The sequence below is a fragment of the Rhizobium sp. BK060 genome, assembly GCF_014193145.1.
Taxonomy (GTDB): Bacteria; Pseudomonadota; Alphaproteobacteria; order Rhizobiales; family Rhizobiaceae; genus Rhizobium.
The window spans coordinates 190,700-208,934 of sequence record NZ_JACHYW010000006.1 but is presented as its reverse complement, the minus strand read 5'-3'; the positions used below and the strand labels follow the sequence as shown (position 1 = coordinate 208,934).

The window sequence follows — 18,235 nt, the reverse complement described above, 5'->3', positions numbered from 1 at the left end:
TTTAGGCAGCCTTCGCAAAAGTCACTGAGGCTTTGAGGCCCTTTCCGTTCGCGCCGGGCTCCAGCGTCAGCGCCGCATTGAAGAGGCCCGCGATCTCCTCGACGATCGGCAGTCCGAGCCCGGCGCCCGGCGCGCCGGAATCGCTGCCACGCGAAAAACGCTGCCGGACGGCGGCAAGCTTATCGGACGGAATGCCGGGGCCATTGTCCTCGACGTCGAGGCAGACGGTGTCATCCGTCTCGGATATCCGGACGGTCACCTCTGCGCCCTTGCCTGCATAGGCGATGGCGTTTCCAGCAAGGTTGCGTAGCAGTTCGCCGATCAGCAAAGGCTCGGCACGGACGAGCGCAGGGCGGTCACCTTCGAAGCCGAGGTCGATGCCGGCCTCGGCGGCGGCCGGGATGAGCTCCCCGGTGATTTCCTGCGCGATGGCCGTCAGGTCGATCGAGGACGCCGTCAGCGCCTCCTTGGCCGTTGCGGCATCGATCTTCGCCATCAGCAGCAATTGCGCGAGGATTCGTTCGGCATGAGCAACGGCCTGATCGCCCTTCAAGGCCGATCCTTGTGCTTCGACCAATGTGCCGGCACGGGCCGATAACGCGAGCTGCATGCGGATGATCGCAAGCGGGGTACGCAACTGGTGGCTGGCGTTGCCGGTGAAGTTGCGAAGCGCATCGAGCGCCGATTCCAGGCGCACCATGAAGCCGTTGACCGTATCGACCAGCGGCTGCACCTCGCTTGGAACCGATTGTTCGATCGGATGGAGATCGTCGGGGCTGCGCTCGCCAATCGCGTCGCGCAGCTTGTAAAGCGGACGCAGCGCGACGGTGACCGAGATCCAGACGATGACGGCAGCCCCTGCGATCATCAAGGAGAGGCGGAGCGCCGAGCGGAAGAGGATGGCGCGGGCAAGCTGACGGCGGGCAATCGTGGTTTCGGCGACGGTAACGGCGAAGGGCACGGAGCGGATACCTGTCGAGGCCGAGCGCTTGAGCGTTGCGACACGGATCGGCTCGCCACGGAACGTATCATCAGCAAAGGCGGCGGTGTCACCCACGGTTTCGGCAAGGACCGGAAGCGCCTGGTAGCCGGTGATGAATTTTCCGGGCGGCCCGTCGACGCGGTAGAAGACGCGGTCCTGTGCTGCCGAGGTCAGCATCTCCAGCGCGACATAGGGGATATCGACCTCGAGCGTGCCATCTTCCGCGACGACCACGCGTTCGGCGATGGCGAGTGCCGAGCCGGCTAGCACCCGGTCCGATACGATGTTGGAGGTCTGCACGGCCTCGCGGTAGGTGTCCGCAAGCGCGACCATGCCGATGATGGCGGTCGAGATCAGCAGCCAGAACAAGAGCCTTCGTCTGAGCGAATAAGCTGTTGTCATGGGGCCTCGGGCAGCTTGTCGAGATAGTAGCCGATACCGCGTGCCGTCTTCACGGTGAGGCCATAGGGCGACAGCCGCTTCCTCAAACGGCTGACATATTGCTCGATCGCATTGGCCGAAATGTCGTCGTCGAAGGCGGTCAGCGACTGGATGATCGCTTCCTTGGCAACGACCTTTCCCGCGCGCATGAAGAGGATTTCAAGAAGGCCAAGCTCGCGGGCGGGAATGTCCAGCGGTGTCGAGCCGGCGGAGAAGGCGCGCGAATTGAGATCGAGCGAGAGGCCGCCGAAGCTGACGGTCGCCGAATGCAGACCGGCCTGGCGGCGCAGCAGAACGCGAACGCGGGCTTCGAATTCCGAGATGTCGAAGGGCTTGATGAGGTAATCGTCGGCCCCGAGATCAAGGCCCTTGACCCGTTCTTCCGGTGCGCCCCGCGCCGTCAGGATGAGAACGGCCGACCGGTTCTGCCGGGCGCGCATGGCGCGCAGCACCTCCAGGCCGTCCATCTCGGGCAGGTTCAGGTCGAGCACGACGAGATCGAAATTCTCGGCCGCCGTGACAGCGTTAGCAGAGGCACCGTCATGCACGACGTCGACGGCATGGCCGGTGCCGCGCAGGATGGCCGAAAGCCCGTCGGCCAGCGCGATATTGTCCTCCACCAGTAGAATGCGCACGGATGTTCCCTTGATTTTTGAAAAGGATACAGGGTGGGTGCGAAGATGTCATAGCGATTTTTCGGTTTTGGTGGGGGCGCCAAATGGGGCTGACGCGCTGGCTTGCTGGATCGTGGCCGCTCGTGCATTGTCGTGCAATGAGGAGCGTTCTTTTCCTGTTGCTGTGTCTCTGTCCCGGCTTTGCGGCTGCGGACGAGGTGTTCTATCCCGCGCGCTCCGGCAATGCGGAGGCTCCGACGCTTGTCGTTTATTCATCGCTCGACGAGCCTCTGGCGCAGCCGATGATCCATGGGTTCCAGGAGGCGAACCCTGATGTGGCGGTCAGGTACGAAGACATGCTAACGGGGGAAATCTACGACCGCATCGTGCGCGAGACGGATTCCGGCAAGCGTACGGCGGATTTCGCCTTCTCGTCGGCAATGGACCTGCAGGTGAAGCTCTCCAACGACGGCTATGCGCAGGTGAGCAACCTGCCGATGAGCGCGCGCTGGCCGAAATGGGCCAATTGGCGCAATACCGCATACGCGCTGACCTTCGAGCCGGCGGTGTTCGTCTATCACAAGCCGAGCTTCGCCAGTGAGTCGCCGCCGAGTTCGCGCGCCGAATTCGTCGATTACCTCAAGCGCAAGGGCGATGCGGTGCACGGCCGGATCGGCACTTATGACATCGAGCGCTCCGGCGTCGGTTTCCTGTTCATGGCGCGCGACCAGGAGCAGTTCGGGGATATCTGGTCGGTGATCGGTGCCATGGGCGCGGCCGGCGTCAAGCTTTATTCAACGAGCTCGGCCATTCTTGAGCGCGTCTCAGACGGTCGTTTCGTCCTAGGTTACAACATTCTCGGCTCCTACGCCGCTGATTGGGCGAAGCGTCACCCTAATGTCGGGATCGTTTTGCCAAAGGACTATACCGTCGTGATGTCGCGTATCGGCCTTGTCCCGCAGGCGGCTGGTGAGCCCGAGCTGGGACGTCGCTACCTATCCTTCTTCATGTCGAAGGAGGGGCAGACGATCATGGCGCGGGAATTGCAGATCCCGGCCGTCAGTCCTGAGGTCGCGGGGGAAAATACCGCCAATACGATGCAGGAACTCTTGGGCGCACAATTACGGCCCGTTCCCGTCAGCCCCGGATTGATGGTCTATCTGGATCAGGTGAAGCGCGCGCGACTGATCGCGCACTGGAACGAAGTGCTGCGCACGCAATAGGGAGTTCCTCGCGGAATGGGCTACCGGAACAGGCAGGGCCGCTGGGCGTTGGCCAGCAATTCCTGCTTGGTCGCGAAGGATCCGAAAAGCGCGAGGAGACGCTTCTCCTCTTCCTTGTCCAACCGATGACGGCGCGCGAAATCGCGCACGCTCCACACCTGTCGTAAGCCCTCATTTTCGATTTGCTTGGTATCGATGTGAGAACTCATGGCCCAATCCTCCTAGGCCTGCTTAACGCCTGGGCCGCGGACAAGTTCCATCGCGGCCGAATTCTGCGATGTCGCCCGGCCAGGACCAATTGCGGCAAAAAAGTGTCGCTATGGGGTGGATACTTGGCCGGTGTCAGCTAAATGACAGCTTGTTGTGGTCCGCTTTGCAGAACTTCAGCTCCGTGGAGGCGGAGAGGTGAAGTTTCGGGAGGAGCTTGCCGGCCATATCGGACCTTGAAGTCCGTCTGCGGTGTCTTTCCCGATTCCATCGAGAACAACGCGCGGTTCCTCAGCCGCGCCCACGGAGGACATACTCGTGAAGCATACTTTCCTTGCAACCATTTTTGCAGCTGCGATCGCGTTGCCGGCCCATGCGGCCGACTACACCATCATCGCCCCGGCCGCCCCCGGCGGCGGTTGGGATCAGACCGCCCGTTCGCTCCAGACCGTCATGCAGAAGGAAGGCATCTCAGGCAACGTTCAGGTTCAGAACGTTCCTGGCGCCGGCGGCACCATCGGTCTCGCCCAGTTCACCGGCCAGAACAACGGCAACCCGAACGCACTGATCGTTGGCGGCTACGTCATGGTCGGCGCGATACTGACCAACAAGTCGCCAGTCACCCTCAAGGACGTCACGCCGATTGCCCGCCTCACCGGTGAATACGAGGCGATCGTCGTCCCGGCTGCGTCCGACATCAAAACGATGGCCGATCTCGTTGCCAAGCTGAAGCAGGATCCGGGCTCGGTTTCCTGGGGCGGCGGTTCGGCAGGCGGCACCGACCATATCGCAGTCGGTCTGATCGCCAAGGCTGCCGGCGTCGACCCGACGAAGATCAACTATGTCGCCTTCTCCGGTGGTGGTGAAGCTCTGGCTGCTATTCTCGGAGGGCAGGTTACCGCGGGCATTTCCGGCTACGGAGAATTCGAATCGCAGGTGAAGGCCGGGCAGCTCCGGCTTCTGGCTGTTTCCAGCGACAAGCGCATCGAGGGCGTCGACGCGCCGACGCTGAAGGAGTCGGGCCTTGACGTCGCTGTCCAGAACTGGCGCATGGTTGCTGCAGCACCTGGTCTTTCGGCCGAGCAGACGGCTGCGATCACCGCCGATTTCGACAAGCTTTCGAAGTCCGCCGGTTGGCAGGAAATCCTGAAGACCAAGGGCTGGGCTGATACCTACCTCGCCGGCGATGCTTTCAAGGCACAGCTCGACAAGGACGTTTCGGCAACCGAAACCATCCTCAAAGAGATCGGACTTGTTCAATGAGCAGGGGTAACGAACCCTTGGCAACGAAGCGCCGCCCCGACTGGGCGGCGCTGGTCATCGCCATCTGTCTTTTCGTCGTCGCCGCCGTCATGCTTTGGGATGCCTCGCACATGCGCGCCATCGCCCAGTATGACCGTATCGGTCCGGCAACCGCACCCAAGGTCGTGGCCTTCGGGCTGATCGGTCTCGGCATCTGGACCGTTTTCGAAGCCTGGCGCAACGAGTTTCCGGAGCGGGAGCATCAGGAAGTCGCTCCTGTCATCTGGATTGTCGCCGGCCTTGCCGCGCAGATGCTGCTTCTCAAGACAGCAGGCTTTTCGATCGCAACCGGCATTCTCTTTGCGTTCACGGCGGCCGGCTTCGGACGTCGCAAACTTTGGATCTCGATCCCTGCGGGCATCGCCTTCAGCTTCGTCGTCTGGGTGATCTTCGCGAAGCTTTTGCAGCTGACCCTGCCTGCCGGGCCGTTCGAACGAATCTTTTTCTAGGATTGGATGCGATGAGCACCTTCGAATTCCTCTTCCAGGGCATCCTGGTCGCCATGCAGCCGATGAACCTGCTCTATGCGCTCGTCGGCGTTACGCTCGGCACTGCGGTTGGCGTGCTGCCGGGCATCGGCCCGGCGCTGACCGTCGCGCTTCTTCTTCCTGTCACCTACAAGCTCGATCCGGCCGGTTCGCTGATCATGTTCGCCGGCATCTACTACGGCGGCATGTATGGTGGGTCGACGACGTCCATCCTTCTCAATACACCTGGAGAAAGCGCCTCGATCGTCACCGCGCTCGAGGGCAACAAGATGGCGCGGGCGGGACGCGGTGGGCCGGCGCTCGCGACAGCCGCGATCGGCTCGTTCGTCGCGGGACTGATCGCAACGCTCGGCCTTGCTTTCATCGCTCCCTACATCGTCAAGCTTGCGCTGATTTTCGGACCGCGCGAGTATTTCGCCCTCATGGTTCTCGCCTTCGTGACCGTCTCCTCGGCTTTCGGGGATTCGGCTCTGCGGGGCCTGACGTCGCTCTTCATCGGCTTTGCGCTTGCCATGGTCGGCATTGACCAACAGACAGGACAGGCGCGTCTTACGTTTGGCGTTCCCGATCTGCTCGACGGCGTCGAGGTGACGACGCTTGCGGTCGCGATGTTTGCGATCGGCGAGACGCTTTATATCGCTGCCCAGGGCAATCGTGGTGAGGAGAAGGTCGAGGCTGTCAGGGGCTCGCTGTGGATGACGGGGCAGGATTGGGGACGCTCGTGGAAGGCTTGGCTACGCGGCACGTTGATCGGCTTCCCGATCGGCGCGATGCCGGCCGGCGGTGCCGAGATCGGTACGTTCCTCTCCTATGCTACGGAAAAGCGCCTCGCGAAGAACCCGGAAGAGTTCGGCAAGGGAGCCATCGAAGGCGTTGCCGGTCCCGAGGCTGCGAACAATGCGTCGGCGGCCGGAACGCTGGTGCCGCTGCTGACGCTCGGCCTGCCGACCACGGCGACGGCGGCGATCATGCTCGCCGGCTTCCAGCAATACGGTTTGCAGCCGGGTCCGCTGCTGTTTGCGAACAACCCGCAAATCGTCTGGGGTCTGATTGCCAGCCTTCTGATCGCCAATGCGATGCTGCTGGTGCTCAATCTGCCGCTGATCGGTCTCTGGGTTCGCCTGCTGACGATCCCGAAGCCATGGCTCTATGCCGGCATCCTGCTGTTTGCGACGCTCGGCACGATCGGCGCCAACCCATCGGTGTTCGAGCTCGGCATGCTGCTCGCCTTTGGCGTCCTCGGCTACATCATGCGGCTCTTCGGCTATCCGATTGCGCCTGCTGTCGTCGGCCTGATCCTTGGCCCGCTGGCCGAGCAGCAGCTGCGCCGCGCGCTCGCCATCAGCCAGGGCGATGTGACGACGTTGGTGATGTCGCCGATTGCCGCCGGATTGCTGATCGTTGCCGCGGCAGCCTTCATCATCCCGCTGATCCTGCGGTTGCGCGGACGCGGCGAAGTTCTGTCCCAGCTTGCGGCAAACGAGGACTAAAAGAAAAAGACTGCCCGAACCCCTCAATTGCGGCCGGCGATGGAAACATCGCCGGCCTTTTCGTCTGGTGACAAGGGGACAGGTCCTGCCTGGTTTGAGGAGCAGCTCTTTCTTCGAGCCAGCGAAGCCCGCTGATCGCGTGTTCTTGCATGGCAGGGCTGAATTTTCCGTCGCTTGTGGGGCGGCCTGCGCCTCGCCATATCTGAGCTGTCAATCATAAAGCGAAGCGAGAAAGAAAATGTCCTTCCGTAAGTCCGTTCGCGATGGTTTCCTTGGCCGCGCCTTTGCGGTGATCGGTGCCGCAAATGCCGTGAGCGCCAGCATCGAAGCTGGCCGTCGTCCGAAGGCCCGCGACCTGCGCGAGCTCGGCATCGACCCGAGCATGTTCGGCAGAATCAACCACTAAACTTATCTGCGCGTCGGCGTGGTTCTGGCGGTCCGCGATCGCCAGATACAAACAGCCCGCAACCGGATGGTCGCGGGCTTTATTTTTTGTCCAGATGAAGCCGCACCATCGGGTGCGGCCTAGCGGATTCAGGCGTGCAGTTCCTTGTGCGCCTGCGCGCGCTCCTCTGCCTGCTCCTTTCTGTTGTAGCGGATGGAGGACCACAGCGAGATGCCGATCAGGGCCGCGCCGCCAAGGCCGGTGATGACCTCGGGAATATGGAACATCGTCTGGATGTACATGATCACAGAGAGGATCAGGATCGCGTAGAAGGCACCATGCTCGAGGTAGCGGTATTCGGCAAGTGTTCCCTTTTCGACGAGCATGATCGTCATCGAGCGCACGTACATGGCGCCGATGCCGAGGCCGATGGCGATGACGAAGAGGTTCTGCGTCAGCGCGAAGGCGCCGATAACGCCGTCGAAGGAGAAGCTGGCATCCAGCACTTCGAGATAGATGAAGGCACCGAGACCACCCTTGGCGGCGGCGCTCATCGTCTGCTGCGAGGCATCGAGCAGACCGCCGATCACCTCGACCGCCAGGAAGGTCAGAAGGCCATAGATGGCGCAATGCACGAAGGTCGTGGCTTCTTCTTCGCCGAGGAACGACGAGAACACGAGAACCAGCGCCAGAACGAAGGCGATCTCGATACCCTTGATCGTCGCCGAGCGGGCCATGAGCTTTTCAAGCCCGGCGATCCAGTGGACGTCCTTCTCATGGTTGAAGAAGTAGTTGAGGCCGACCATCATCAGGAAGGTGCCACCGAAGGCGGCGATCGGCAGGTGCGCGTCGTTCATGATGCGGGCGTATTCCGCAGGCTCCCGCGCGGCGAGCACCAGGGCTTCCCATGGACCGATCTTGGCGGCGATCGCGACGATTGCCAGCGGAAAGATAATACGCATGCCGAAGACGGCGATGACGATGCCCCAGGTGAGGAAGCGATGCTGCCAGACCGGCGTCATTTCCTTCAGCTTGTTGGCGTTGACAATGGCATTGTCGAAGGAGAGCGAAATCTCCAGCACGGCGAGCACCGTGCAGATGAAGAAGACGGTCGCCATGCCGCCGATGGTGCCGGTCGCTTGCCAGCCAAGGGCTGCCCCCAGGATCAGGCCGAGGCCGGTGAAAATGAAGGCCCAGGTGAAATAGCTGAGCGCTGACTTTTGCGGGGAACTGTTGTTCATGGCCGCACCTCGCAGCCGCGACTGATGTCGAACAGAAAATATGTGCTTGAAAAACGCGACATACCACAAAAGGCATGCGCGTGAGGCATGGTGAGCTGTTTCATCGATGAAAAATCCGCCGGCTAAAGCTGCAGGCGGTACCGACATCACGAGAGCGCCGTAAAAACTCTCGCCAGAGGGGCCCGGCACCAGGTTGACCCATCGGCCGATGTCCGAGGCCGTGGGATAAGGCGAAGGTAGTGAACTTCTCGCGCCAGTCAAGATCGGCGCGATGCGCTTTGTTTTTCTTTGGAACCATCCGGCATCGCGGTCGTTAGTCCCTAGTTCACCAGTGTTATGCGCAATGAAAAAGGAGGCCGACGATGCACCCCTCGACCCACACTCCCGACAAACGTACGGAGAAATCCGACCGAATGAAGCGGGCGCGCCCCAACCGAATGCAGAAGGCGCAAGTGCTGCCTCCACATCAGGTCGACCTGACGCTGCCACACGGCGTTTTCGATGACGTCCACGTTCCCGCACACGTAACCGGCGGCGATCTTTCGAAGGGTGGGCCGAAGCCGGCTGTGGAGGACGATTCCACGGTTGCAAAGCCGACCCGCTGACGTAATTGGTAATTGCAACCCTGACATTTTTACTCGCGACAACCAGTGAGAAAAGATGAAAACAACTTCGGTGCCGCACGACATTTACATGAAGCACGAGATCGAATGGTAAGCGCTTCGGCCGCTGATATTCAGATCGATCTGGAAAGAATCGAGATCATGAATTCGCTGGGCTCTCGTTGGGATCCGCCGACGCGCTTGAGGCCGGACACGGCGTCCCCGGCGGTGTAGCTCTAATGCCTTTTGCCCGCGGTTTTCGTCGGGCGCTCCGAACCATCCTGGATCGTCACTCTGATGATCGGGATCGCTCGAACCGCGGTTCCACTTCCTGCAAGATGAACGGCCCGTAAGTCGCAGCAACGGTGGCTAGGACCGCCACCGGCCAATAGCGGAGTGCAAGCTTGCGCCGGAAAGCCACATGCTGGCCCGGATGGGCGCAGCTGCGACTGAGGGAAATGTCAGCACATCCGCTGCCCCTCGTCTTCCATACGAAAATGAAGAACTGCCAACCTTTCGGAAAGGATTGCCCGGCGATAATCCGTGCGTTCACGGGAATCGGATAGATGGCAAAGACTGCGACCCGCCGCCGCAAATCATCGGCACGATCGAAGGGAAGGGGAGGCGGAAGCACTCTTCCCTGGACAATCATCGGCGTCATCGCCGTTGGTGGCATTGCGACCTACGACAACTGGAAGAGCGTGAAGCCGATGCTCGCCACACATGCGCCGGCCTCCCTCGTCTCCCGGCCGGCCTTGGTCGCGCGGAGCGAACCTGCACGCGATTCCAGCCCAAGGCAGACCGCCTCGATCACCGCGGCGGCACGCATCATGCCGCCTGCCGCTGTGCCTATTCCGGCCAAGGCACCTGCCGTGCCGGAAAAAGCGATCCCGGCCTCCATCTCGCCCGCGCAGGCGCAGACCGGCAAGGCCGCGTTCGGTTATTGCGGGCAGGGAGAGCACATCAACTGCGTCGCTGATGGAGGCACGTTCTGGTACAAGGGCGAGAAGATCGCCATTGCCGACGTGGTGAGCCCTGGCATTGAGACGGCCCGTTGTGACAACGAGAAGCGCCTGGGCTTCTCTGCCAAGCTGCGGCTCCTGAACATCCTGAACTCCGGATCCTTCTCGATGAACCCGGCCGGGCAGCCGGGCAAGGCCGGCGCGCCGCATGTCGTGTCACGCGACGGCCGGTCGATCGGCGTGCAGATGATCAACGAGGGCTTGGCCCGCAAACCCGGCGCGAATAGCGCCTGGTGCGCCTGAGCCTGGCCCGTAGCCGCAAACGGTGGCCTACTTCTGCTTCGGCGCCTTGCCATTGGTGCGGAAGCTGCCCGCAAAGGCCGTGTCCTTGCTTTCGGCCGTGCATTCGATGGCAACCGGCTTGCCGCCGTAGGGGTTGCCCATCGTGCAGGTGCCGGCAACTTTCACCTGACCCGTCATCTTCTGGCCGACGCCCGTCACCACAAGATTGAGTGGCATGCGGGCGTTGCCGTTGGAGGCGGGCTTGATGGCCGTGCCATCGCCTTGAAAGCCCAGCATCTTGCCGCCCGAGGTGAAGATGAAGGTGACTTGGCCATTCACAAGCGTCACGCTCGCAAGTTCGGCTTCGCAACCCTTCGTCGCGTCGACCTTGCCGACGACGAGCTTGGCGCACTTGCCGGCGAGCGTCAGGGCACCGGGCGCGCCGGGGAAATTCTGCGATGCCGCGTCCGCTGTCGTGGTCAGTGTCGCGGCGATGAGCGAAGCGGCGGCCAAAGTTGCCAGTCTCATGTCTTTACCTCGTAGTTCTTGTCTCAGCAGTGCTGTTTGTCGGCAGCGACTTGCCATTGTTCTGTGTTCGAAATTGGTCGATAGGCCCGACTTTCAATTCTGGCAATCGGCAAAGAAAACCCGAACGAGAACGCCGGATGATCTCCCGGTGTACTTCGCGCTCTATACGGACGTCCTCTGCATGCGGATGGCGCTTGGGCAAAGCGATCGCGAGCGATAGCTGCACACTCGTCTGCCAGCGAGACTGCCAGTCTAGCTAAGATTGAGGGGCTGCCGATTTGTCGGCTCGCGGAAAGCGAGTATAGTCTTTTTTCCGCCATGCACATTCGGGGGAGCGAAATGGGCGCTGCTTCTCGCATTGCCGCCAATACTGCGATCTTAGCTGCTACGCTGGTACTGCCATCGGCCGCGTTCTGCGCAGCGGCACTGAACGTCGATGCGCGCTCTTCAACCTGTAGCCAGATCTCGCAGATCATCCGCCAGAACAAGAAGGTGTTCGTCCGCTCCGGATTCGGCGGCAGCAGCTTTCGCTATCCGCCTGCCAAATGCGGCTTGGGCTATGCGCGCACCACGGCTAGTTTCCGGGATGCGGCGGGCAAACAATGCGTCCTTGACTACGCCTGCGCTTACGACAGCGGATCGTTTTACAATAACCCGTAGCGTGGCGGGAGGCCGGCGCAACGGTTGAGACGTCCATCCGTTTCTTTCCGCTCGTGGGCGCTGCACGCAGTCAATGCTTCGAGCTGCACCGGAACGAAAAAGGGCTTAGCGGTTTCCCGCTAAGCCCTTGAATTCGAATGGTGGGCGTGACAAGGATCGAACTTGTGACCCCTACGATGTCAACGTAGTGCTCTCCCGCTGAGCTACACGCCCATCCGATGGCGGCGCATAGACCACAAACCCTTTTTGCCGTCAATAGGCTTTTTTCGGTTTTGTGACATACGCTGCCGGAAGCCTTACGCGGCAAGCATTTTGTTCACTTCCTCGACGAGGTCGCGCAGGTGGAAAGGCTTGGAAAGAACCTTTGCGTCCTTCGGTGCCTTCGAATCAGGGTTCAGTGCGACAGCCGCGAATCCGGTGATGAACATCACCTTCAGGTCCGGATCGAGCTCGGTCGCGCGGCGCGCCAGTTCGATTCCGTCCATCTCGGGCATGACGATATCGGTCAGGAGCAGCGAGAAGGGTTCTTCGCGAAGCCTGTCATAGGCGCTGGCGCCGTTGTCGTAGGAGAGGACCTTGTAGCCTGCCTTTTCAAGCGCCTTCACAAGGAAGCGGCGCATGTCGTTGTCGTCTTCTGCAAGAAGTATCTTCTGAGTCATTATCCAGACCGCTTATCAGTAATTTATGCGTGGGCTCCAGCCATTTACACTAGAGTTCGGCCAGTAAACAACCAATGAAGAGGTCATCCAAGGCGTCATCCCCATGAGATAGTATGGACTTGCCGTGCGGCAACTGGCAACATGGGCGAAGCAGTGGCCTCCTGGCAGGGTAAAGAGGGAAAAAGGGTGCAGGAAATCCCCGAATACGCACTTTTCGAGGTCCGGGAGCCTTTGTCGCACACCATTCCATTCGTTTACAACTCGCCGCATAGCGGGCGCATCTATCCTCCTGAATTCATCGCTCAGTCCCGGCTCGAGGGCGTTTCGATACGTCGTTCCGAGGACCACTACGTCGATGAACTGTTCGGCGATGCGAGCGCGCTCGGCGCGCCGTTCCTGCTTGCCAACTTTCCGCGCGCCTATCTGGATGTGAACCGCGAGCCCTACGAGCTCGATCCGCGTATGTTCGACGGTCTGCTGCCGCCTTACGCGAACATCAATTCGCTGCGTGTCGCAGGCGGGCTCGGCACCATTCCGCGCATCGTTGCCGAGAACATGGAAATCTATGCGCGTCGGCTGTCGGTGCAGGAAGGGCTCGATCGCATCGAGGCCGTCTATAAGCCGTATCATGCGGCGCTGCGGCGGTTGATCGCCCGCACGCATGTCCAGTTCGGCTTTGGTGTGCTGATCGATTGCCACTCCATGCCGGGCAATGTCCGTGTCGCCGGTACAAATTCGCGGCCGGATTTCATCATCGGCGATCGCTATGGCACCAGCGCTTCGGCGGAACTGTCGCGCGCGGCCGTCGCCATCTTCGAAGAAATGGGCTTCACGGCGATCCGCAACAAGCCCTATGCCGGCGGCTTCATCACCGAGCATTACGGCCGCCCGTCACGCGGGCTGCATGCTCTGCAGATCGAAGTGAACCGGTCGATCTATGTCGACGAAATTACGCTGGAAAAGCGGGCCGACTTCGCTTCGGTTGCCGGAGCGATCACCGCCTTCATGCGCCAGTTGGCGGTCTATGTGGCGCAGTTCGCGACAGACTCTGCCCTGGCTGCCGAGTAAGCCTTCAAGATTGTCAAAAAAAGACCGCCTTACGGCGGTCCAAGTCTAGGGAGGAAACACCCAAGGAGGGTATTTACAGTCAGAAGACTGTGAGCAAACGCTACTATTGCGGTGCACAATTGTCAATCAGAATTTTGCGGTGCAAAAAATTTGTGCAGCCGGCTAAATGCTGCCGCTCTCGTTTGCAACCGGCCGCAATTCCGCTATGAAAAGCGCCACTCGCGCGCCACCGATGGATTTCACCATGCTTCCTGATCGCTCGTTCTTCAACCGCCTTGCGGAGGCCGCCAAGGCCGAGACGCTGCCGCGTTTCCGTTCCGGGCTTGACGTGACCAACAAGCTGTCGAGCGGCTTTGACCCGGTCACCGAGGGCGACAGGGCTGCGGAAGTCGCCATTCGCTCGCTGATCGAGAAACACTTTCCAGATCATGGCATTCTTGGTGAAGAGCACGGCAATGTCGGCCTCGACCGCGAATATGTGTGGGTTATCGACCCGATCGATGGTACGCGCGCCTTTATTTCGGGCGTGCCTGTCTGGGGAACGCTGATCGGTCTGCAGCGCGACGGTCGGGCCATTATGGGGATGATCGAGCAGCCCTTTACCGGCGAACGCTACTTCGCGGATGCGAATGGTTCCATCTACAGCGGTCCGGAGGGAGAGCGCCGGCTGCAGGTTCGCGATTGCGGCGCCCTGACGAACGCCATCCTTTTCACCACCTCGCCGCATCTCTTTGTAGGCGTCGAAATGGAGAAATATCGGGAAATCGAAAGCCAGGTGCGGCTGTTCCGCTACGGAACGGATTGCTACGCCTACGCGCTGCTTGCCGCCGGCCACGTTGACCTGGTGATCGAAAACAGCCTGAAGCCCTACGATGTCGGCGGCATCATTCCCGTCATCGAGAATGCCGGCGGGATCATCACGACCTGGGATGGCGGGCGTCCGGAAAACGGCGGTTCGATCATTGCCGCAGGCAGCCGCGCCGTCTACGAACAGGCAATGGCTGTCCTCAATCGATAACAGCAATCGGCACTTCCAGAGGTCACTCGGATAGCGATCGGGCTACGTGCCAAACCCTTCGACTTCCTCGACCGCCTCGGCATCGCTGCCGGGAATGAAGGCGTGAAATGCCGCAAGTGCTGCCTTGCGGTAGACATCGCGCTCCTGCAGCACCTCATGCCGCCCACCATTGATCGGTACGAACTGAGCGGCGCGGAAATAGCGTGAGATTCGCTCCTGCGCGATATAGGGCACGATGGCGTCGCGCGTCGGCGCGATCACGACCGTTGGTATGGTGATCGAAAACAGATGGCTCGGAGAGGTCACGCGGTCGATCGCCCGGAAGGAGTCGTGCAGCCAGCGCGCGGTCGGCGGGCCAAGCGTCAGTTCCGGATGGGCCGCGGCAATGGCGAGGTTGCGCTCGAACCGCGTCTCGTCCGATGTTAGGGGGTTATCGCGGAACGGCTGCTCCTTGAGTTTGCGCGTTAGTGGAAAGGAGCCGAGACCGAGCGAACAGGCGACCCCGGCGAGGGCGCGGATGGTGCCTTCCGAGGCCGCCTGACCTGAGAGGCCGATAAAGGGTGCCGTCAGCACCATCCGCTCGATGCGTGTCGAAAGGTACGGGGCGGCGGACATCGCGATCAGCGCTCCGGTCGAATGCGCGAGAATGAAGAAGGGCAGGCGGGTATCCGGCAGCACGATCTTCTCGAGGAACGTGTCGAGGTCATGCTCGTAATCGATGAAGCGCCGGACATGGCCGTAGGGGCCCTTCTTCAGAAGCCGGTCGGAGCCGCCCTGGCCGCGCAGATCGAAGGTCGCGACCCAGAGCCCCTTGGCCGTCAGGTCGCGGATCGTCTCGAAATACTTCTCGATAAATTCGTTTCGGCCCTGGAGGAGGACGACGGTGCCCTTCGCTACCGGCGCATCAGAGCGGAAGACGGCATAGCGCAGCCGATGGCCATCGTGCGTCTCCAAGTAGCCTTCGGTGCGGTTTTCGGGTGCCGGATTGTCGGGGGTCGAAAAAAGGACCTGTTCCATGGTCGATCGATCGTGTCCTTCGCGGATTCGCCTCTAGAGTAAAGCGGATAGGCGGTCGCGCTGTCAAATCAAAGAAAAAAGCTTCGGTAACGGGCGATGGATGGGACGTTGAATTTGGTCGTTGCCTTGCAAATCCTTGACCCGAACGACCGGCCTTGCCTACTCCCTTTTGGGTAGGTGTTAGCGCTATTCTCCGAAGTTCAATGCAATACAACTTATTATAACATGGGCTGGCGTTACTCTTATCAAAGGAAGCCAGCATGTCATCCACGGAAGATCCGAAGCTGCCACGCAATACCGCACGAAGGCATTTTCTAGGTGTGGCCGCCGCTGCCGGTGCTCGGCTCGCCAGCGTCGCGGCCGCAGCAACGGCAGTTTCCACGTCTCCCGCGAGCGCGATGGGCCGGCGTTGGGGGAGGGGCAACTCCGGTAGAGGCGGGAACGGCTCTGGCGGAGGCGGACACGGCAGTTCCGGCGGCGGTGGTGGCGGTGGCGCGCAGTGCTTCCTGCGTGGGACGGCGATCCTCACGGATTGCGGTGAAAAGCCTGTCGAGGATCTTCGCATCGGCGATCGCGTTTCGCTTCCGGATGGGGATGCCCGCCCGATCAAGTGGGTCGGCCGCCAAGTCTTCAAGAAAAGTGGTGCACGCTGGCATGAAGGCGTGGTGCCGATCCGCGTCTCGCGCCACGCGCTGGATAGCCGAACACCACATTCCGATCTCTACCTATCGCCCGGCCATGCGCTGTTCCTGAATGGCGTTCTGATCCGTGTGAAGGATCTGGTGAACGGCACCACAATCGCACCGGTCGTTCCTGCGGCCGATAAGTCGATCGAGTACTATGCCGTCCTGCTCAATACGCATGAGGTCATCCTTGCCGAGGGCGCTGCAGCCGAAACTTTCCATCCCTCGGACAGCAACCACGAAAACTTCTCTAATTTTGCGGAGTACGAACGTCTTTATGCCGGCGAGGCGCGCACTTCGATGACATCCTATGCGACGGTCCTCGGCGAGGAAGGCGGCTGGAAGCATTTGAAAGCGCTTCTTCTGCTTGGCGCTTCGCATTTGTTGCCGATGCGCGATCCATTCCAGGATGCCTGCAAGAAGATTAACGCGCGCGCCAAAGAGCTATCGGCCTGATTTCCTCGTCTTCGAGCTCGAATCAAAAAAAGACCGGCATGCGGAACTTGAGGGGTTTCGCGATGCCGGCCGGAGATCGGGCTGAAGACGAAGGGACGATACACTCCAGCCATCGGGCCAGTGTCACCCGATGGCACGATTCCTAATCTCCCACTCATGAACGGCTTCCGAACCGGCTATTCATATGCGGTTCACGCAACGTGAGTTCGCTCCTGTGCCAGGGTCTTGAACTGCGCAAAAGCCATCCCCATCTCATTCCTGCAGGCGCCAAACGGGCCTGCAAAACCGTCCCAAAGCTGCCGAATAAGGGGTTTTAGGGGCACCTATCGCAACACGTCGCTTCCTTAAGGAGGACATCATGCGTCACGTAGACTTCTCTCCCCTTTATCGTTCCACCGTCGGTTTCGACCGTCTTTTCACCATGCTCGACAGTCTCGGTCAGCCTGACCAGGGCCAGACCTATCCGCCCTACAATATCGAGCGCACCGGTGAAAACACCTACCGCATTACTATGGCCGTTGCCGGTTTCGATGAGACCGAAATCTCCATCGAGGCACAGGCCCACGCTCTGACCGTCAAGGGTGAAAAGAGCGAAGACAATGCGGAAGGCAGTGAGTTCCTCTATCGCGGCATCGCCAAGCGCGCCTTCGAGCGCCGCTTCCAGCTTGCCGACCATGTGGAGGTTACTGCCGCTTCGCTGAAGAACGGTCTGCTCCACATCGACCTGCTTCGCAGCATTCCGGAAGCCATGAAGCCGCGCAAGATCGCGATTGCGGCTGAGCCGGTCAGCGCGCCGAAGGCCATCGAGGCGCAGGTCGCCAACTAATCGGTCCTCCCAGGCCAATGATGCCGGCGGCGCTCGTTCGAGCGCCGCCTTTTTTGTTATCGAGGTCAGGCTGGGCTTGCCGCCTCCTCAACTTCCTCTTCGGTGATGCGGTGCGCGGCCTTCGCCGCATATTTCTGCGCGATCACGGCGCAGACCATCAACTGGATCTGATGGAATAGCATCAGTGGCAGCACGATCGCGCCGACCGATTGCCCGGCAAAGATGACGCTGGCCATCGGCGCGCCGCTGGCGAGGCTCTTCTTCGATCCGCAGAAGGTGATAGTGATCTCGTCGGCCTTGCTAAAGCCGAGGAGGCGGCTGCCAAACATGGTGAAGCACAAGACGAGAGCAAGCAGACTCATGTCGGCGATAATGACCGCTGCAATGTCGGCGATCGAGAACGTGTGCCATAGCCCCTCGACGACCGCCTTGCTGAAGGCAAGATAGACGACCATCAGGATCGAGCCGCGGTCAACCGGCATCAGCAGGGTCTTTTTCGCGCGGATCCAGTTGCCGATCCAGGGCTGGAGCGCCTGGCCGACGACGAAGGGCAGCAGCAGCTGCAGGAGGATCTGTCCGAGGACGTCCCATGAGAAACTGCCATGGCCGCCGACCGAGAAGAGCAGTCCGACGAGCAGCGGCGTCAGGAACATGCCGAAGATGTTCGAGGCCGATGCCGAGCATATGGCAGCCGGCACGTTGCCGCCTGCCATGGACGTGAAGGCGATCGAGGATTGCACCGTCGAAGGCAGGACGCAGAGATAAAGGATGCCGAGATAGAGGGGCTTCGGCAGGATCCATTCCGGCACGAAGCCGAGACCCAGGCCGAGGATGGGAAACAGGCCGAACGTCGTCAATAGGATCGCAAGATGCAGCCGCCAATGCAGCAGGCCGGCGATCACGACGTCACGTGACAGGCGGGCGCCGTGCAGGAAGAAGAGGAGGGCCACCGCCAGGTTTGTCGCGATCCCGAAATAGCCAACAAAGGCGCCTTTGGCGGGCAGCAGCGAGGCGAGGATGACGGTGCAGACCAACAGCATCGTAAAGTTATCGGGTAAAAAACGGCGCATGACGGATACTCATCGAGATCGGTAGATCATT

Annotated in this window: 20 protein-coding genes and 1 tRNA gene; 12 read left to right on the top strand and 9 right to left on the bottom strand. The window is 60.9% G+C overall.

Translation table 11 applies throughout. The annotated features are described in order from the left end of the window. Position 1 precedes the first annotated feature (1 nt). Both FHT71_RS09195 and FHT71_RS09190 read right to left on the bottom strand, forming a co-directional pair. On the bottom strand, positions 2-1,384 hold the full coding sequence (locus tag FHT71_RS09195; protein WP_183719515.1) for a sensor histidine kinase: 1,383 nt from the start codon (positions 1,382-1,384) through the stop codon (positions 2-4). After that, positions 1,381-2,058, bottom strand: coding sequence for a response regulator transcription factor (locus FHT71_RS09190; RefSeq protein ID WP_007797751.1), 678 nt, complete (start codon positions 2,056-2,058; stop codon positions 1,381-1,383). Before FHT71_RS09190 ends, FHT71_RS09195 begins: the two co-directional genes overlap by 4 nt. A 137-nt stretch (positions 2,059-2,195) precedes the next feature. On the opposite strand from FHT71_RS09190, the gene FHT71_RS09185 reads away from it, so the two are divergent. Then, on the top strand, positions 2,196-3,260 hold the full coding sequence (locus tag FHT71_RS09185) for an ABC transporter substrate-binding protein (RefSeq protein ID WP_132589146.1): 1,065 nt from the start codon (positions 2,196-2,198) through the stop codon (positions 3,258-3,260). Between the two features lie 20 nt (positions 3,261-3,280). On the opposite strand, the gene FHT71_RS09180 is transcribed toward FHT71_RS09185, so the two are convergent. Further along, complete coding sequence (locus FHT71_RS09180) at positions 3,281-3,469, bottom strand: hypothetical protein (RefSeq protein ID WP_007797757.1); 189 nt, start codon at positions 3,467-3,469, stop codon at positions 3,281-3,283. Positions 3,470-3,785: 316 nt separating this feature from the next. Here FHT71_RS09180 and FHT71_RS09175 point away from each other — a divergent pair, with 316 nt between their 5' ends. From FHT71_RS09175 to FHT71_RS09160, 4 genes are all read left to right on the top strand, one after another. Continuing rightward, entirely contained in the window at positions 3,786-4,730 is a 945-nt protein-coding gene (locus FHT71_RS09175) for a tripartite tricarboxylate transporter substrate binding protein (protein ID WP_007797763.1), read from the top strand. Further along, the gene (locus FHT71_RS09170; RefSeq protein WP_007797765.1) at positions 4,727-5,218 is read left to right on the top strand and encodes a tripartite tricarboxylate transporter TctB family protein; all 492 of its coding nucleotides are present in this window, start codon (positions 4,727-4,729) and stop codon (positions 5,216-5,218) included. The genes FHT71_RS09175 and FHT71_RS09170 overlap by 4 nt, the downstream gene beginning before the upstream one ends. Positions 5,219-5,229: 11 nt before the next feature. Further along, positions 5,230-6,747 carry a tripartite tricarboxylate transporter permease gene (locus tag FHT71_RS09165; RefSeq protein ID WP_132589148.1) on the top strand — a complete coding sequence of 506 codons (1,518 nt, stop codon included), beginning with the start codon at positions 5,230-5,232 and terminating at the stop codon, positions 6,745-6,747. 238 nt (positions 6,748-6,985) lie between these two features. Beyond that, positions 6,986-7,153 carry a hypothetical protein gene (locus FHT71_RS09160; RefSeq protein ID WP_007797771.1) on the top strand — a complete coding sequence of 56 codons (168 nt, stop codon included), beginning with the start codon at positions 6,986-6,988 and terminating at the stop codon, positions 7,151-7,153. A 128-nt stretch (positions 7,154-7,281) separates the two neighbouring features. Here the strand turns inward: FHT71_RS09160 and FHT71_RS09155 are convergent, their stop codons facing one another. Further along, entirely contained in the window at positions 7,282-8,373 is a 1,092-nt protein-coding gene (locus FHT71_RS09155; RefSeq protein WP_007797775.1) for a DUF475 domain-containing protein, read from the bottom strand. Between the two features lie 362 nt (positions 8,374-8,735). On the opposite strand from FHT71_RS09155, the gene FHT71_RS09150 reads away from it, so the two are divergent. Together FHT71_RS09150 and FHT71_RS09145 are read left to right on the top strand one after the other, a co-directional pair. Further along, a complete protein-coding gene (locus tag FHT71_RS09150; RefSeq protein WP_007797778.1) occupies positions 8,736-8,978 on the top strand; it encodes a hypothetical protein in 243 nt (80 codons plus the stop codon). A 563-nt stretch (positions 8,979-9,541) separates the two neighbouring features. Continuing rightward, the gene (locus FHT71_RS09145; protein WP_183719513.1) at positions 9,542-10,240 is read left to right on the top strand and encodes a hypothetical protein; all 699 of its coding nucleotides are present in this window, start codon (positions 9,542-9,544) and stop codon (positions 10,238-10,240) included. Between the two features lie 27 nt (positions 10,241-10,267). Here the strand turns inward: FHT71_RS09145 and FHT71_RS09140 are convergent, their stop codons facing one another. Then, positions 10,268-10,747: a hypothetical protein gene (locus FHT71_RS09140; RefSeq protein ID WP_007797784.1), complete on the bottom strand. Its 480-nt coding sequence runs from the start codon at positions 10,745-10,747 to the stop codon at positions 10,268-10,270. A 339-nt stretch (positions 10,748-11,086) separates the two neighbouring features. On the opposite strand from FHT71_RS09140, the gene FHT71_RS09135 reads away from it, so the two are divergent. Beyond that, complete coding sequence (locus FHT71_RS09135) at positions 11,087-11,407, top strand: hypothetical protein (protein WP_132589151.1); 321 nt, start codon at positions 11,087-11,089, stop codon at positions 11,405-11,407. A 138-nt stretch (positions 11,408-11,545) separates the two neighbouring features. Here the strand turns inward: FHT71_RS09135 and FHT71_RS09130 are convergent. Then, positions 11,546-11,620: transfer RNA gene (locus FHT71_RS09130), tRNA-Val, on the bottom strand. Between the two features lie 83 nt (positions 11,621-11,703). Next, positions 11,704-12,066, bottom strand: a complete 363-nt coding sequence (cpdR1, locus tag FHT71_RS09125; RefSeq protein ID WP_007527565.1) for a response regulator CpdR1 — start codon at positions 12,064-12,066, stop codon at positions 11,704-11,706. Positions 12,067-12,252: 186 nt separating this feature from the next. Between cpdR1 and FHT71_RS09120 the strand changes: the two genes are divergently transcribed. Together FHT71_RS09120 and hisN are read left to right on the top strand one after the other, a co-directional pair. Then, positions 12,253-13,134, top strand: a complete 882-nt coding sequence (locus tag FHT71_RS09120; protein ID WP_132589228.1) for an N-formylglutamate amidohydrolase — start codon at positions 12,253-12,255, stop codon at positions 13,132-13,134. Positions 13,135-13,378: 244 nt separating this feature from the next. Continuing rightward, positions 13,379-14,152 carry a histidinol-phosphatase gene (gene hisN, locus FHT71_RS09115; protein ID WP_037083526.1) on the top strand — a complete coding sequence of 258 codons (774 nt, stop codon included), beginning with the start codon at positions 13,379-13,381 and terminating at the stop codon, positions 14,150-14,152. 42 nt (positions 14,153-14,194) lie between these two features. Here the strand turns inward: hisN and FHT71_RS09110 are convergent, their stop codons facing one another. Then, a complete protein-coding gene (locus tag FHT71_RS09110) occupies positions 14,195-15,169 on the bottom strand; it encodes an alpha/beta hydrolase (RefSeq protein WP_132589152.1) in 975 nt (324 codons plus the stop codon). A 260-nt stretch (positions 15,170-15,429) separates the two neighbouring features. Here FHT71_RS09110 and FHT71_RS09105 point away from each other — a divergent pair, with 260 nt between their 5' ends. Both FHT71_RS09105 and FHT71_RS09100 read left to right on the top strand, forming a co-directional pair. Then, the gene (locus tag FHT71_RS09105) at positions 15,430-16,308 is read left to right on the top strand and encodes a Hint domain-containing protein (RefSeq protein WP_132589153.1); all 879 of its coding nucleotides are present in this window, start codon (positions 15,430-15,432) and stop codon (positions 16,306-16,308) included. Positions 16,309-16,666: 358 nt separating this feature from the next. Beyond that, positions 16,667-17,134, top strand: coding sequence for an Hsp20 family protein (locus tag FHT71_RS09100; RefSeq protein ID WP_007797803.1), 468 nt, complete (start codon positions 16,667-16,669; stop codon positions 17,132-17,134). A 65-nt stretch (positions 17,135-17,199) separates the two neighbouring features. Here FHT71_RS09100 and FHT71_RS09095 read toward each other — a convergent pair whose 3' ends face one another. Beyond that, a complete protein-coding gene (locus FHT71_RS09095; RefSeq protein WP_183719511.1) occupies positions 17,200-18,204 on the bottom strand; it encodes a bile acid:sodium symporter family protein in 1,005 nt (334 codons plus the stop codon). Between the last annotated feature and the right edge of the window lie 31 nt (positions 18,205-18,235).

Bases quoted from the DNA above. Each gene is read 5' to 3' on its own strand.
- FHT71_RS09105 (WP_132589153.1), top strand. From the start codon at position 15,430: ATGTCATCCACGGAAGATCCGAAGCTGCCACGCAATACCGCACGAAGG.
- FHT71_RS09150 (WP_007797778.1), top strand. From the start codon at position 8,736: ATGCACCCCTCGACCCACACTCCCGACAAACGTACGGAGAAATCCGAC.
- FHT71_RS09095 (WP_183719511.1), bottom strand. From the start codon at position 18,204: ATGCGCCGTTTTTTACCCGATAACTTTACGATGCTGTTGGTCTGCACC.
- FHT71_RS09100 (WP_007797803.1), top strand. From the start codon at position 16,667: ATGCGTCACGTAGACTTCTCTCCCCTTTATCGTTCCACCGTCGGTTTC.
- FHT71_RS09195 (WP_183719515.1), bottom strand. From the start codon at position 1,384: ATGACAACAGCTTATTCGCTCAGACGAAGGCTCTTGTTCTGGCTGCTG.
- FHT71_RS09135 (WP_132589151.1), top strand. From the start codon at position 11,087: ATGGGCGCTGCTTCTCGCATTGCCGCCAATACTGCGATCTTAGCTGCT.
- FHT71_RS09140 (WP_007797784.1), bottom strand. From the start codon at position 10,747: ATGAGACTGGCAACTTTGGCCGCCGCTTCGCTCATCGCCGCGACACTG.
- FHT71_RS09180 (WP_007797757.1), bottom strand. From the start codon at position 3,469: ATGAGTTCTCACATCGATACCAAGCAAATCGAAAATGAGGGCTTACGA.
- FHT71_RS09145 (WP_183719513.1), top strand. From the start codon at position 9,542: ATGGCAAAGACTGCGACCCGCCGCCGCAAATCATCGGCACGATCGAAG.
- hisN (WP_037083526.1), top strand. From the start codon at position 13,379: ATGCTTCCTGATCGCTCGTTCTTCAACCGCCTTGCGGAGGCCGCCAAG.
- FHT71_RS09160 (WP_007797771.1), top strand. From the start codon at position 6,986: ATGTCCTTCCGTAAGTCCGTTCGCGATGGTTTCCTTGGCCGCGCCTTT.
- FHT71_RS09165 (WP_132589148.1), top strand. From the start codon at position 5,230: ATGAGCACCTTCGAATTCCTCTTCCAGGGCATCCTGGTCGCCATGCAG.
- FHT71_RS09155 (WP_007797775.1), bottom strand. From the start codon at position 8,373: ATGAACAACAGTTCCCCGCAAAAGTCAGCGCTCAGCTATTTCACCTGG.
- FHT71_RS09110 (WP_132589152.1), bottom strand. From the start codon at position 15,169: ATGGAACAGGTCCTTTTTTCGACCCCCGACAATCCGGCACCCGAAAAC.
- FHT71_RS09170 (WP_007797765.1), top strand. From the start codon at position 4,727: ATGAGCAGGGGTAACGAACCCTTGGCAACGAAGCGCCGCCCCGACTGG.
- cpdR1 (WP_007527565.1), bottom strand. From the start codon at position 12,066: ATGACTCAGAAGATACTTCTTGCAGAAGACGACAACGACATGCGCCGC.
- FHT71_RS09185 (WP_132589146.1), top strand. From the start codon at position 2,196: ATGAGGAGCGTTCTTTTCCTGTTGCTGTGTCTCTGTCCCGGCTTTGCG.